We start from the raw sequence: 15,030 nt of genomic DNA, 5'->3' as shown, positions 1-15,030 counted from the left end.
GTTTAATAGAAATTCTACTACTTCTAGCCTGGAAAATGAAATAGAATAATGAATTAGAGCCATTCCATACATATCATGTGCCCTTAATAAATCAGGGCGCTTTTTAAGCAAAAGTTTTATAAGATTAAGCTCACTACAAACACCAACTAGATCCAAAAAAGTTCTACCTTGTTCACAACACAAAGTTGGCAAGTGAGGGTAATGCTGCGCTAGAAACTCAAGACATTCATACCCAGAATGTAGGGTACTTAGAAACGCTACAATCCTCGTCTTATTAAGAAAAGCAGCAAAATCAATAGGGAAAATGCCATCTCTATCGGGTGATGTAGCTAAATGCGGATCCTGTCTGGCTAGAAATTTTACTAACTCTAATCTGCCAAGCAAGATAGCATAGTAGATAGGTGTGACCCCTTCACTATCAGGCATACTAATTAGATTAGTATCTTGCTTAAGAGGTTGTCGGGAAACTAGTAAATTCAAGCATATTCCCTCTTTAACATAACCCTACTCATAGCTAGGTATATGAAATTCTCAGTGGATGTTGTGAGTAAATCATACTCCTTCGATAGCCTTCTATTCCTATTAACCCAAGCAAAAGTCCTTTCTACAACCCATCTTCTTGGCTGTACTTTAAACCCTTGTTCTCTTGTTGGTAGTAGCTCAGGTGGCGTATCTTTGTGCACCCAAAATCTACATGGAGGCCTTTTAACAATTTCAATATCTATGTCATATTCTTCCTTTATGTGATTCTTTAAATTTCTTCCTTGGTATCCCATGTCAGCCCACATTTTTTTAACTTTAGTATATTTTGTTCTCATATTGTTTAATGCTATTTTAATACCATCTCTATCATTTTCGTTAGCAGCGCCTACGTAACAACCTAGTATAAAACCCTGAGTGTCTGTAATTATATGCCTTTTTCTACCCTTTACTTTTTTACTTCCATCATAGCCTTTGATCCCCCCTTTTCTGTAGTCTTTACAGATTGACTATCTACTATACAGGCACTCGGCTGCTCATTCCTTCCTATTTTTCTTCTACTATATTTTGTAATTTCATAATTCATTTTCTCAAAAATTCCCTGCTTCTTCCATTGCCTGAACTGCTCATACACAGTCTTCCATAGCGGAAAATCATTTGGTAAATACCGCCATTGACACCCTGTACGCAATACATAGAAAATTGCTTCTAATATTTCTTTTTTGCTATACTTTTGCGGCCTTCCTCCTTTCTTGTATGATACTCTGAAGTGTTTTTCTATTCTTGCCCATTCCCTTTCGCTTAGATCTGTTGGATACTTTTTTCTCATCTTTACCCCGTACTAAAATTTCAGATATTATAGCCTTTTACTTGTTTCCGGACAACCTCTAACCAGAAATTCTATTAATTTTAATTCACCAGATGAAAGGATAGCCATAATAAGAAAAGTCACGCCATCTTTATTAACCCTCTTCATGTGCTGAAGAGAGCTTTTCAAGAGAATTTCTGCTAGCGCAAAATGACCATGCTGAACAATAACACCCAAGGTATTTATACTTAATAGACCATCTCTACTAGAGTGAACTAGCTGCTTAAAAAGAAATTCTCCTATAGATTGCATATCCATTAACATACTATAGCCAAAGGGACTAATACCGTACTTGTCAGTTACATCAATCAACTCAGGATAGTTTTCTGCTAAAAAACTTACTATATCTGATTTACCACTTAAAACGGCATGATGAAGAACATTCGCTCCACCAGAATCATTTGCACTTATATCAGCTCCCTCCTTGATCAGAAATTTTAATACCTCCAATTGACCATGTAGAACAGCAAAAATAGTGGGACTTACACAAGTATCGTCTTTTTTATCCAACAAACTACGATCTTTTTTGATCAGGAAATCTACTACTTCCCTTTTACCACTTGCAATGGCAAAATGAATCAGATTATTATCATGAGAAGTTTCCTTCATACAACGACTAAATTTTTCAAAGAGGAATTCCAGAGTTTTTACTTGACCACCGAGGGCAGCAAGATGAAGAGGAGGAACTTTATATCCCAAATTAAAACCATAACCTTGTGCGAATAGAAACTTCACTATTTCGAGCCGACCATTGAAGGCAGAATAGCAGAGGGCATCATTACCCAAATTATCAGTCAAATTTGGATTAGCTTGACATTTGTGCAGAAGCTCTACCATTTGTAAATTGCCTACTGTACAGGCATAATGAAAAGGGGTTGTACCATCACGATCGGCTAAATTTATCATAGTATTATCCCGTATATGCAGTGATGATACCTTCAAATAACTAAAATTGCAGACAGCTTCATGAACAAAAGTCTGGCCCAAATAACTGTTTACGTAAATCAAATCAAGATTTTTACCGTATACACGTTGTGTATTAGTACTACTCAATCTATGCACGACTTTGACTGAAGACTTTACTTTATCTAGCTTGCCATCATCGACAAAATGCTGAGATTTTTTTTCCTCTCCTTCAATACATCTTTTCTTTTTATTAGCCTCTGTAGGCAAATCACTTCTTCGCTTTCTACTTAAGGAATGTCTAGACACTTTATTATCAGATGAACTCAAGGAGATGTCCATATCTTCTGATATATCAACAACAACATCACCATAACCTCCAGATCCACCACCGTAACCTCCAGATCCACCACCGTAACCTCCAGATCCACCACCGTAACCTCCAGATCCACCACCGTAACCTCCAGATCCACCACCGTGACCTCCAGATCCACCACCGTGACCTCCAGATCCTCCTCTACCATCATCAGGACCTTGCGATTGGCCAATCCCTCTCCTTTGCTTGAACTCAGCTAGTAATTCTGTGAATAAGACTTTAATCTCATTAGTATCATACTTTGTTGCTAATTTCATCCCCGAGATGCTTTCCTTTATTAATTCAACTTCACGTTCAAAATCGATCTGCTGCGAAGCACAGGGATGTAGACTTTGTGATGGAAAGAGATCTATCTTTTTAACATAATAGCTTACACCTTGAGGAAATCCTTCAAAAGCATCTTTTTCAAAGACTAAGGGGCTTCTTAAGCCGTATTCAGGAATACAAGATTGAGAATATGAGAACACTAACGAAGAAGAAACTAAGACGGCTGTTTTTTCGTAAACTTGATTAGCACATATGGTTTGTGAACTGTGTGTAAAAGCTAACGAATGAGAATAGCGCATATCATTAAGTTTACCTAAAAGAACAGCTTTTATCATTTCATCACATGAAAGCTCTGACGGGCCAGTCCTAATAAGGTATTCCTTTGCCCTCCAAGCTGCAGCACACGATAATTTTCCCAGAACTGACTCATTTATCTCATTACCAGTGAATCGAAGAATTTGAAATTGAAAAGCTTGGAAAAGCTCGATTCCACACCGAATTACAAGATCCTCTAATACATCATTACTAACCTTATCAACTAAGTTAACAAATTTAATATTTTTAAGCTTGTCATCACAAATGAAACTTGCAACTAGAGAAGAAATGTACCTAGCAATAGACGCTGATGAAGGTACAGCACCCATAACAGAAGCAGAAGCCCCAAGACCAAAAGCACAAGAGGCAACCCCTACACCTACACCAGCTCCGGATATGAACGACAATACTTCACTCACTAAGGCTTTGGAATCTTTAGATTCAGCTCTTATGGACGTTCGAGAACCTTCTATCGAAGAAAAAAACTCTCGGAAGAAACCTGCAACAAACAAATATCTTTTTCTTTCTAACACTCATCAACCCAACTACATTAAGCTCTAATGATAGCAGAAAAATTTAGAGAGTCAAACAATTTACCCATTTTATTAGGGTGATTCTCAATATAACTTTTTATCATTTTGTCTGTTGCATTTCCACTAGTCCTGACAAAGTAGCCTGCTGCCAATAATCCAGTATCTTTTTCTTAACTCTGGAAAGCTTTGGTGGATTTTTCTGGAACTTTTTTCTCTTATTAACTGCACTAACTTGCTAATACTTAACTCTTCCGCAACTTCTTTAGTTTTCTGCCCTATATCTACAACCAATACTGGATATCAATATTTTGTTATCCACACTATGTGATATGTACATTCATATGCAGAGTGACTGCTTTTTCTATAATATTCCACATTCTTGCAAATTTTTCATCTTAAAATTATATTCTTGAAAGGATGGACTTCAACTCCAGGGTTTTCCTCCCACATTTGGGACAGTAAACTTGCTATTTAATTGTAAACGGCCTTGACTTTTTCCTACATCCTTAAGTAAGCTTATACTAAAATGTTAAAAGAACAAATATCCTAACTATGCCGAGCAACAAATGTTAGCTTTTATGAGAAGAGTTTGTTTTGGACTGTGTTGGACTACCAAATGTTCCGTGCGAACTTTTCTTTATAATAATTCTACTATACCGCAAAACGAGCTATATTGGCTCACTTTCGCTAAATTTACATACGAATTTACTTGCCTAACTTTGTTGCAGGAATTTTAAGTTTTTATTTTCACAATGCCGCTTTTGTTTCAATTATTCTCGCAAAGATGGGATCTTTTTTACAATTTTGACAAGGTAAACAATTTTATCTTTTCTAACGCTGCAGGTCTGAGTATTTTCCACTAATTTTGATTTAAAGTATTAACGGAGTTAATCATTATTATAATTCTAACAATTATGTTGTCTTCTAGAAGAATATTGCTACAATTGGCCGAAGCTTTGGTTTTGTCTTTAATTAGATTGATTTTGTTTGTTGGTTACTAGCTTTTGTGTTAAGTTTTTTCCGAAAGGTTAATTTGTATAGTGTTGAGGTAAAGTTGTTATGTCATTAGAAAATAGCAGTAATAAAATATTTAGAGGAAGTATCTACACTGTTTTAGGATTTAAAAATAGAAAATGTTTTGAAGATACAGTAAGCAAGCCTTTGAGGAAGGAAGTCTGGAACAAATTCGTTGATTGTTTTAAAAGCGAAATGGCTAATCCGGCAAACCTGTTGATTGTAACAAACATTGTTTCTTCGATTGCGCAGAAAGACCCCAATAGTAATTTTTGTAAAGTTAGCGATATAATATCTTATAAACCACAAAATGCTAGCAAGAGAGAAAAAGCAATTCGCGAATCTACTGATATCTTGCAAAGTATGAACCTAGAAATAGTCTTTAACGAACTTGCAGAGATAAAAAAAGAAGCTGAAAGTATTTTAAATAGCCCTCTCAATTTACCGGGTGGAGGTGGTTTGCCTAATAAAGAGCTTTTCGAGCAAACCCGTCAATATATAGATGGACTAGAGAAATTGTTTAAAGCACGGAAAGAAGAGGTAGTTAGAAGTATTGTGTCAGGTCGTGCTGATTTACTCGGTAAAAAATATTGTGAATCACCAGCCAAAAGAGAAGATGCTATGTTGATACTATTGGATGATGAATTGAGGAAATTTTATGATATAACAGTAAAAGAAAAAGGTCTAGACTCAATGGTATCTTACAAAGAATGTAAACGATTATATGAAGAAACGAAACATGAAAGAAGTCAATCTAACGTTACAATTGCAGCACTCGAACCAGTAGAAATAAGCGTGAACAAAGTAGTAGTACAACCCCTTGCGAATGAAAGTAGCAAAGAGTGTGAGAAGAATAGAACTCGAAGAACAGAAACTGGTGCTGGTCATAGACAAGAGCAAGGTTCTCATATACGGGAAATCTTAGGTGAAAAAATAGCAAAACTTGAAGGCAGAAAAACTGTTGCGAAAGAAGAAAAAAGTGGTATGTTAGATAGAACTGTGAGTTTAGTACAGAACTTTATAAGCCATGATTTAATGGATGGTAAAATGGATACAGATGTAAAACAGCAAACCGAAAGCTTGCATGAAAAAACTCATCAGTCGCCTCAAAGCACGGAAGGTCGGTTAGACGTTGTACAAGCTCAATTAGAGCAAGAGAAACCAGAACTGCAAGGTAAACTCAACGAGCGCAAAGAAGAGCTGGATAAGATGGTTGTAGGGGTAGAGGAGCTTAACAAAACAAACACCGGACTAGAAGAGAAGATTAATAATCTCACTGATCAGGTAGATAACTTGAATAGAGAAAAAAGTTCACTTGACAGTCAACTTGAAGAGAAAAAGAAAGAGCTGGATAACGTAAATGAAAAGTTAGCACAAGAACAATTGAAGGCCTCTCAATTGGGTGATCAAGTAACTAAGCTTACTAGAGAAGTTGATGAAACAAAATCTCGACTCAAAAACGATGAGATAGAATTAAAACAAGCAAAACAGGATGCTAGTATGCTAGAAGATAAAGTATCTCAATCAGATAGACAAAATAGTCAATTGCAAGGAAAGCTGGATAATACACAGCAAAGCTTGGACGAAAAAATTGGTGAGTTATCTCGAATTAACGAAGAAAACATCAAACTACAGAGTGAGCTCAAGCTTAAAAAACATGAAAATAATGACTTAAAGACAAAGCTGCAAGAATCCACAACCAAAAGTAAAGGACAAGAGGGGCGAGTTGAAGATCTACAGAAACAACTTCAAAGTAAAAATGAAGAACTGAACGGTAAAAACAAAGAGCTCTCATCAATAAGCGCTCAGAGCAGAAAGCACATAGCCTATGCTTCTGTCTCTTTTGTATTGTCTGGAGCATTTGCTGTTAGTGCAAGTTTAACAATGTCTTATTTAGCAATATGTATTTCACTCGCTGTAGCTGCATTGGTTTCTCTTGTAGCAGGGTGTTACTGTTCTTGTAAGGCGAGTACGGCACTGAGTAATGTTGAAGAAATCGAAAATTGTATTAGTCATACAGCTTCACGAACTCAGGTAACCTAGGTTGGGAAGGGTTAAGTCTTGTGTTAGTAGAGAGGTTCTTCTAGAGAATTGATATCTGTGTTTTTTAGGAATGCTCTCTTACGTTCGACCGGAAAGGCTGTTCTACCCTTTCTAGCTTCGTGCTCGATTCTAGGGTACTATACAACGCAAAACTTGTGTATGCCAATCCAATAATCATTATAACTGCTCCCATAGTATGCATTTTCATAATATGTGATACAACACCACTTAGCAGTAGCACCATCCCAATGACACTAGTCAAAATCTCTCTCTGTTGCATTGTTTCTATTCCCTTTTTAATCTAGAATTAGCGTTACAATTAATCTAGTTTATAGCATTACCTATGGTAATCCAAGTAAGATTTTTTCTCATAATCAAGTCATAGTAAATTGGAACAACTTTTTACATCTCACAAAAGCTCTGACTTTAGATTTAGGATTGAAATTAGTAAGTAGAATGATTACGTAATGCATGTATTAGTGAAAGGAGGTACAACATGAACAATATAGTTCATTCAAATAAAAACAATAACCGTGATAACTTTAGTGTAAGAGGGTTACAAAGAGCCGTTGATGACATATTTGATAGCTTCTTTACAGGATGGAATCCAGAGCTTTCCAGAAGAAGCAACAGTCTATTACCAGCTTGTGACTTTTATGAAACAAAGGAAAGCTATTGCCTCTCATTAGAGTTACCAGGTATTTCCAAAGAAAGCATAGATATTAGTATATCTGGCGATAGCTTAATAGTGAAGGGTGAAAAGACATGTGATAACGAGTCAAAAGATAAGCAGTTTTATCATCGAGAAAGGTACTATGGCTCTTTCTATAGGTCTATTCAGCTTCCAGTAAATGTGGAGCGAGATAAAGTATCTGCTAGTTTTTCAGATGGGGTATTACATGTAACCATACCTAAGTCAGAGAAACACATCAAGAAGATTGATGTAAAGTAACCAGTAAGTGGTAGCAGGCTTCTAGTTTGAGGCTTGCTATTTTGAATCATTATAGATAGAATATAATAAAGTTCTATTGTCTTTGCGTATTTGTTGTACAGATGGTGTAAGGCCTTTGTTGCGTTTAGGTGTTGTTAATAATCTATTAATGGTTCTTATGTTATAATCAAGCTTAGGGGCTTTAATAAGTACGGACTATGACAGAAGCAAATCCAATAGTTACATTGAAGGTTAAAATTAAAGAATTTGGCTTTAGTAAATTAAAGGCTGGCGAGAGCAATAAATCAGCAAACTCTGGTGAAACAATGTATTTTGATCTTCCAAGAATGAACTTTGTTATTAATGGAAAGATTATAGATACAGTTTTAACCTCTGCGTTAATGGAAGGAGCTAAATATTGCAAAAGCAACCTTTTTAATGGTTATGATATATATAGTACTGAAACCGCAAGAAAAAAACAAAGAGAAATAGATACAGATCATGGTAGGGCTTTTGTTGATTCACTCCTAAAGGATCTTGAAAAGGAACTTGCACATAACGCGTTAAGTGAATTGTGGGAAAGTCATTGTGAAAATCCTGAAATTCCTGATTATCAGAAAACCAATTCGTACGGTAGAGATTTTGAGAGATTTTACAATGCTGGAAGAGAGCATATGCATCTATTACTCAAAGTAGGAGATGAGAATAAGAACTACCGACCATTTGTAAAAGAAGTTTTTAAGGAAATGTTTAAATATGCTGAAGCAGAAGTTCCGAGTGACCCTATCTTAGAAGAACTAGTTACTAATTGTAATCAAGCAGGATACTTGGCAGGTATATTTATTGAATATCACTCTGCACTTAGCAATTATCGATTAACAACGCAAGACCCTGACAAAGTAATGAATATTGATTACACTGGCCATAATAACATAAGAGTAAAGTCTGATATGGAAATACCTGTGACCAAATTTGATAATCCAGGGGAAAAAATATGTGGTCTATCCACCTCACTGGAATTTACACTTGAGTCTCAAGATGGAAAAGATGGTGTAACCTATAAAGACGGTAAATTATCACTCACTGTTCCCAAGGAATTAAAAAATTATAAAGAGGGAGATAGAAACTTGCTCTCTATTATTAGAGAATATTTTCAAAAATTCTGTGAAAAATTGGGATTTAAATTTGAGATGGCAACACAAAAAATAGAGCATGATTTAGACGATTCGCTGAAAGTAAACAGTCATCTTCAAGGCCTAAGAACGCCTATTTGTGGCAATAGCCATATAATTGGTCATTGAAAAGTAAGTATGTGCTGTAAGAACGAATGAAAGTTCAGTTAAGCTTTTTCTAAAGTATAGCATTTCTCCTAATAGTCCGAATAGGGTAAGATATGTGGGTAAGGTTATATTTGACTTACGTTATTTTTTTGCGATTGGTTAACTTAATGTAAGTTAAAGGTAAATTAAGTGGATAAGAAAAAGAAAGTATACTCATTTAAAGTTTCTCTAGACAAAAAAATCTACCGTGAGATGGAATTGAAAGCAGTCTTTATAAATTTGCAGAAACTATCATAAAGGCCTTTAGTTTTGAGTTAGATCATTCATTTGGTTTTTATAGCAATATAAATGATATTCGTAAAAGTAATGAAGTATACACTTTATTTTATGATATTGATTCTAGTATGACTGTTATGCCTAATGAAAAAAGCGTTGAAAATTCTTATATCTACAAGGTTTTTGAGCCAGATAAAAAAATGGTTTTTCTTTTTGATTATGGTGATAATTGGAAGTTCTTAGTAGAATGTTGTGGTGTCATTGAAGCAGAAGTTGGAAAAAGATATCCAAAAGTTACTAAAAAGCAAGGAGAAGCTCCTCCACAATATCCTGACTATGACGATGAGGAGTAACCACAGCAGGTAAAAGTTAAGCAACCTCTTTATATTTTGATGACAGTGATGTTAAAATAGGCACAATATCGTTAATCTAGCAGGTGTAGCCAATTAAAAGCAGAAGCGTAGCAGCATCAATAGACTCCTTTCAAAATTGAGAGAAGGAGTGTAAGATCAAATATCTGAAGGTGAAATATAAGGAAATAAAAGAGTTGATGTATGGTCCCAGAGAGTGATGGTATACTATCATCATCATTTAAGGAGTCATTATGGGACAGATATTACATGGGTGCGCCAAAACAACACAGACGATTCGTAGAGCAATACAAAATAGAAAAGAGAGCATAGCAAAACTCTCCAAGCATTATAACCTTAATCCAAAAACTATTATTAAGTGGAGAAAACGTTCATTTACGAAAGATGCTGATATGGGTCCAAAGCATCCAAGATCAACTGTTTTAACGCTAGAAGAGGAAGCTATAATAGTTACATTTCGCAAGTATACACTACTGCCACTAGATGATTGCCTTTACGCTCTGCAGTCTACAATTCCGCATTTGACTCGCTCTAGCTTGCATCGTTGTTTACAAAGACACAACATTAGCAGATTACCAACTGTTGATGGAGAAGTTAAGTCAAAAAAGAAATTCAAACAATATCCTATCGGTTACTTTCATATTGATATTGCTGAAGTTAGAACTGAGGAGGGCAAATTACATTTGTTTGTTGCTATTGATAGGACATCCAAATTTACCTATGTTGAGTTGTGTAACAGTGCTACAAAACCCATAGCTGCTGAGTTCTTACGTAATTTGATTAGAATTTTACCGTATAAAATCCATACTATTTTGACAGATAACGGTATACAATTTACAAACCAGAAGCGTCATAAGTATGCTTTCCAACATATATTTGATAGAGTTTGCGAAGAGAATGTTATTGAACATCGTTTGACAAAAGTTAGCCATCCTTGGACGAATGGGCAAGTCGAGCGTATGAATAAAACTTTAAAGGATGCTACAGTTAAGAAGTATTACTATCAATCGCACCAGCAACTTAAAGAACACCTTTATAACTTTGTTATGGCTTATAATTATGCAAAGAGACTCAAAACTCTTAAGGGTCTTACTCCTTATGAATTTATAGCCTTTCTTATAATAGTCCGAATGCGATAAGATATGTGTTTATGGCTATAGCAGGCCAGTAGCATATTACGGTCTGTTCGGATTATTGTAAAAAGAGCTATTATATGTTATCAGTGGACACAGTCTCCAGAATTATTTATACTAAATCCACACCATCACACTCTGGGACCATACATCTTAGTATAAAAATTGCAAAATAAGAAAAATGTTATGTTATGTTAAATTAACTTGACTTGACTTGACTCATATGATACATTATATATAATAAATTATCTGTTCAAGCTAGGAGGTAGCACGATGGTTGAAAAGTCAAAAAAACCTGTTGTAGTGTCTGTCAGTCAACAAACAAGTGAGCAAGTTTCAGGAGGGGGATTAAGTAGTGGGCTAAAGTGTATAGAAACAGATGAGTTACCAATAGTAGGTAATCAAGATGATTACTATAACTCCATTAAACAGGATTTACTTTGGAGAATTTCAGACTTATTTGGTCCTTCCTGTCTTGATATAATGGAAGAATGGTTTGTTAAATTAGGTGGTTTACAATTAACAAATAGTCAAAAAGAATTAATTAGCGAGTTATACCCTATTATTAGGTATTCTAATTCTCTTGACACTTCAAAACTTAAACAATTTTTAGCAAAAAATGAGAATAACGCAGATCTAAAAGCTGTTCTTAATCTTAAAGTAGGAGCGAAAGAGTTCACACTACTACATATGCTTATAGAAGTGCTAGAAGAAAACATGTACAATGGTCGTACATTGATGGAGGATTTCTTAAAGGCAGGAGCTGATCCTAACATAAGAGACTATCAAGGAAATACACCTCTACATTACGCTGCTGCTCATCTTGGTCTTATAGACCACAGAACTGTAGGTTTACTCATTAAAAATGGAGCTGATCCTAACATTCAGAATCATCAAGGAGAAACATTTCTACATGTAGCTGTACCTCTTGCTAGAGATTATGAAATGGATGATTTTATGAAATATGTGGATAATTTTAAAATAGAGAATAAGAATGGAAAAACTCCTATGCAAATTGCGATTGACAATTGCAATTACTATCTCATAGAGCACTTATTCACTGAAAAGCAAAAGAAATTGAATGAAGAACTAAATAAACTGGTCCTGGGTACATACACTTCTGACGATAAGTACAACTCATATAGATTTGACACTCAAGGTATTGAAAATTTGAAGAAGTTTTTGGATAAACATAAAAACACTGAAGATTTAAAGATTGTTTTGATTAGTAAGAACTATGAATATAATCTCCCAGAGCTTCAAGGTGATATGTGCACTGAATTGAGTAAGTTACTTTCAGTAGCGGCAACTCAATCGCAAGCAGGAGCAGATGAACAAGAGGCTGAGACAACTTCACACCAAACAGTAAATTTACCAAGTAAATGTTTATTTAACGTTTGTTTACCAGATAAATTAAACCAGCTAGATGAGTACTTGACAGAAGTATCAAAAGCTAAAAATATGGCTGAATTACAAAAAGTTGTGAATGAAGCTATCATATCTGGAGTAAGACTGAATTTTGCTAAAGATCAAAAGAATTATTTCACAGATCATGTAATAGAAAGAATTAACCAGCTAAAAGAAAGTCCAGAAGTCGCTAGCAATATAGTCTGTATATTAGTATCGAAGGGAGCAAGGTTAAGAAAAAGTGACAGTGTTGATAAATTGGAGGTTATAGGATCAGGGTTTGAAGCTCATAAAGCTAATATGATCAAAGCTTATCAAGAGTATCTCAATTTTACTCAGAGATTTCTGAAAATTGCAAAAAATGCAACCAATTCCGAGTTGAATAGCACAAAAATTGATAACTCTACTTTTTACTTAGAATATTCAGAAGATAGCACAATAGATGTTGCGAAGATTACAGATGGAGCAAGGAGTTTAGGACTCACTCAAGGAGAAATAGAATACGGAAGAAATATAATCAAGATCGGTAAAAATGAGGTAGAAATTATAACTCAAGGAGGAATAAGGAATTATACAGATCTTGTAGAAGATAGTAATATAGTGTTAATTTTCTGTACTAGTTTGGGAGAATTAGAAGTTAGGTTATACCCTCATAAGCAAAATAAAGACCAAATAAAGGTGGAAGTAAAAAACCAAGGTCTGCTGGAAAGTTTAAAGCACTGTAAAGAAGAACTAGGAAGGAATTGCTTGCTAGGAGGGCTATCAGTCAATAATGCAATAGAACAAGGATATTTTTTCAGATCTGGAAAACTTTGTCAACCTTCTGAAACACTTAGCGTTAACTCTTCATTAGGTGATATATCATTGTCTTCTCCTATACAAGAGAGTATACAACAGGTAAGATAGTCAGTTACATAATATTACAATGGAAAACCATGGTAATATTAAGTTAACATTTTAGGTATTTTTCCGAGTAAGTTATCTTATTTAAAGGTTTACCTGATGCTTATTTGTTTTTAAGCATGACATTTTTATGTTGTATTCAAATGAGAATGAACAATGATAGGCTGTGCTGGATCTTGCAATTTTTCGAGTTTCGTATCCGGTTTCAGAGTACTGTATAACGCAAAATTTATGCAAGCCAATCCAACAATCCCGCCAACTACCGCTATTATATGCATTTTTAGGATATACGATACAATGCTGCCTACCAATAAAACTATTCCAGCACTACCAGCCAGGATTGCTCGTTTTTGCTGTATTGCTTTTGTTGATGGATTGTCTTCTTTGCCTCCAGCATCACTATTAAAACATTTTCGAAAAGGAAAGCTATCAGAAATATTGCGTTCTTGCACAGCATTTTCTATTGAGAAGTTTTGAGCTTTTTTGCTGTTTTCAAATGTCAGGTGAAAATTTTCGTTATCTTCATTGTCTAATAATACTGGATCTAATGGCATTAGTCTTTGTGTTGACATCGCTTTTCTTCAGCATGTTCTATCATTGTTGGATTGAAATTATCTATATCTTCGCCATTTAATAATGACCAGTCTACTGATATTAGTCTTCTTGTTGACACCATTTTTTCTTTAGAAAAAAGAACCTCGGTTTCAGCTTTTTCCTTCTTTTCAAATGTCAGGTGAAAATTTTCGTTGTAAATTATTTTTGCTGTCAGAAGTTTCTGTGTATTATAATTACGCTTCTTCAATTTTTCACTAATACTTTTACCCTCTTCTATCTTTTTTAATAGCTTAAAAAGTTTTTCTGTATCTTGCTTTGTTAACTGGCTATCATCATTTGCCAATTCATAGGTTATATTTTTCCTGTTTTCGATATTTTTGAACTGTGGCATTATATTTCTTCCTCTACAATGGTTACTTGTATATACTTTTTTCATTAATAACTTATTAATTTCTCAATCAAGCACTACCCATAAAATTTCTCCAACTGCTCACTCCACAGCATCGGTATTTCCCTCAAGTCAGCTAACTTCAATCCTCTTGGTTGCCTTCCATTTACTACGTCTTCCTTAATCTTTGGTGCTAAATAATTCAGCCTTAAAATTTGTTGTATTCGTCTTGTACCTATATTAATTTTGGCACTTAACTCCTTCACACTTCCATATTTTCCCTCTTCTAGTTGCCGTTTCCACAGATGAGCTCTTACCACTGCTTTCAGTAACGCATTGTTTGTTTTTGCTTCTGGCTCTATTACTGTGCATTTCTTTCCTTTCTTTTTTATTGGTATAAATTCCACCTTATCCTCTGAACTCACCTCTATTCCATCCTCTCTCACCATTACTCCTTTTATTAACTTTTTCACTACTTCTTTCTGCTTTCCAAAACTTAAATCTTTCCGCTCTTCTCCCCATTTTTCATATAGCTGCTCCGCTTTCTCTATTACTTCTTTTTCCACTTCTCCAGCTACTATTGTTCGATTCACTGATTCACAATTTTTTCCCCTTAATGATTATTGCATACGTAGTATCGATACCTTTTATTTTCCTTTTTTGCATACGTCAGCGTCATATTTACATCACAGCTCTTGCACTTAATTATTCCCCTAAGCAAAGCTTCCTCATATTTTGCTTTTTTATATGGTTGATTCCTTATCAATTCCTGCGCTTTTTGCCATTTTTCTTCTTCTATTATCGCCTCATGCTTTCCCTCATACTCTTTCTCATAATGCCGTATTTTTCCCATATATATTGGATTTGTTATTATTCTTCTCACTGTCGCTTTTTTAAAGATATCTGATTTTGTTCTGTAACCTTGACTATTTAGCTCCCTTGCCAATTCTGCCATTGATTTTAGCTCCAAATATTTTCTAAGAAACT

Annotated in this window: 8 protein-coding genes and 4 pseudogenes; 6 read left to right on the top strand and 6 right to left on the bottom strand. The window is 34.9% G+C overall.

Going from position 1 to position 15,030, the window contains the following annotated elements; all coding sequences use genetic code 11:
* Positions 1-476: 476 nt before the first annotated feature.
* The 3 genes and pseudogenes from AAGD90_RS04250 to AAGD90_RS04240 all read right to left on the bottom strand — a co-directional run bounded on the left by AAGD90_RS04250 (position 477) and on the right by AAGD90_RS04240 (position 4,117).
* A pseudogene (locus tag AAGD90_RS04250) lies at positions 477-1,309 on the bottom strand (IS5 family transposase).
* Positions 1,310-1,336: 27 nt separating this feature from the next.
* Positions 1,337-3,628 carry an ankyrin repeat domain-containing protein gene (locus tag AAGD90_RS04245; RefSeq protein ID WP_341821709.1) on the bottom strand — a complete coding sequence of 764 codons (2,292 nt, stop codon included), beginning with the start codon at positions 3,626-3,628 and terminating at the stop codon, positions 1,337-1,339.
* 131 nt (positions 3,629-3,759) lie between these two features.
* Positions 3,760-4,117: pseudogene (locus AAGD90_RS04240) on the bottom strand (transposase).
* Positions 4,118-4,801: 684 nt separating this feature from the next.
* On the opposite strand from AAGD90_RS04240, the gene AAGD90_RS04235 reads away from it, so the two are divergent.
* From AAGD90_RS04235 to AAGD90_RS04210, 6 genes and pseudogenes are all read left to right on the top strand, one after another.
* Positions 4,802-6,799, top strand: coding sequence for a hypothetical protein (locus tag AAGD90_RS04235; protein WP_341821708.1), 1,998 nt, complete (start codon positions 4,802-4,804; stop codon positions 6,797-6,799).
* A gap of 496 nt (positions 6,800-7,295) precedes the next feature.
* Positions 7,296-7,751: an Hsp20/alpha crystallin family protein gene (locus tag AAGD90_RS04230; protein ID WP_341821707.1), complete on the top strand. Its 456-nt coding sequence runs from the start codon at positions 7,296-7,298 to the stop codon at positions 7,749-7,751.
* A gap of 197 nt (positions 7,752-7,948) precedes the next feature.
* The gene (locus AAGD90_RS04225; protein ID WP_341821706.1) at positions 7,949-9,031 is read left to right on the top strand and encodes a hypothetical protein; all 1,083 of its coding nucleotides are present in this window, start codon (positions 7,949-7,951) and stop codon (positions 9,029-9,031) included.
* Positions 9,032-9,267: 236 nt separating this feature from the next.
* Positions 9,268-9,639, top strand: coding sequence for an IS1096 element passenger TnpR family protein (locus AAGD90_RS04220; RefSeq protein WP_341822183.1), 372 nt, complete (start codon positions 9,268-9,270; stop codon positions 9,637-9,639).
* A 251-nt stretch (positions 9,640-9,890) separates the two neighbouring features.
* Positions 9,891-10,766, top strand: a pseudogene (locus AAGD90_RS04215) (IS481 family transposase); the annotation flags it as partial.
* 297 nt (positions 10,767-11,063) lie between these two features.
* The gene (locus tag AAGD90_RS04210; protein ID WP_341821705.1) at positions 11,064-13,103 is read left to right on the top strand and encodes an ankyrin repeat domain-containing protein; all 2,040 of its coding nucleotides are present in this window, start codon (positions 11,064-11,066) and stop codon (positions 13,101-13,103) included.
* 125 nt (positions 13,104-13,228) lie between these two features.
* Here the strand turns inward: AAGD90_RS04210 and AAGD90_RS04205 are convergent, their stop codons facing one another.
* The 3 genes and pseudogenes from AAGD90_RS04205 to AAGD90_RS04195 form a co-directional block, all read right to left on the bottom strand.
* Positions 13,229-13,654 carry a hypothetical protein gene (locus AAGD90_RS04205; RefSeq protein ID WP_341821704.1) on the bottom strand — a complete coding sequence of 142 codons (426 nt, stop codon included), beginning with the start codon at positions 13,652-13,654 and terminating at the stop codon, positions 13,229-13,231.
* Complete coding sequence (locus AAGD90_RS04200; protein ID WP_341821702.1) at positions 13,654-14,091, bottom strand: hypothetical protein; 438 nt, start codon at positions 14,089-14,091, stop codon at positions 13,654-13,656. Before AAGD90_RS04200 ends, AAGD90_RS04205 begins: the two co-directional genes overlap by 1 nt.
* Before the next feature lie 29 nt (positions 14,092-14,120).
* Positions 14,121-15,019 (bottom strand): annotated as a pseudogene (locus tag AAGD90_RS04195) (recombinase family protein); the annotation flags it as partial.
* Positions 15,020-15,030: the final 11 nt, after the last annotated feature.

Source organism: Wolbachia endosymbiont (group A) of Ischnus inquisitorius, from assembly GCF_964026985.1.
GTDB lineage: Bacteria > Pseudomonadota > Alphaproteobacteria > Rickettsiales > Anaplasmataceae > Wolbachia > Wolbachia pipientis.
This window is presented reverse-complemented; position numbering and strand designations above follow the sequence as displayed.

Coding starts and splice junctions, on each gene's coding strand:
- AAGD90_RS04210 (WP_341821705.1), top strand. CDS start 11,064: ATGGTTGAAAAGTCAAAAAAACCTGTTGTAGTGTCTGTCAGTCAACAA.
- AAGD90_RS04230 (WP_341821707.1), top strand. CDS start 7,296: ATGAACAATATAGTTCATTCAAATAAAAACAATAACCGTGATAACTTT.
- AAGD90_RS04235 (WP_341821708.1), top strand. CDS start 4,802: ATGTCATTAGAAAATAGCAGTAATAAAATATTTAGAGGAAGTATCTAC.
- AAGD90_RS04225 (WP_341821706.1), top strand. CDS start 7,949: ATGACAGAAGCAAATCCAATAGTTACATTGAAGGTTAAAATTAAAGAA.
- AAGD90_RS04205 (WP_341821704.1), bottom strand. CDS start 13,654: ATGCCATTAGATCCAGTATTATTAGACAATGAAGATAACGAAAATTTT.
- AAGD90_RS04200 (WP_341821702.1), bottom strand. CDS start 14,091: ATGAAAAAAGTATATACAAGTAACCATTGTAGAGGAAGAAATATAATG.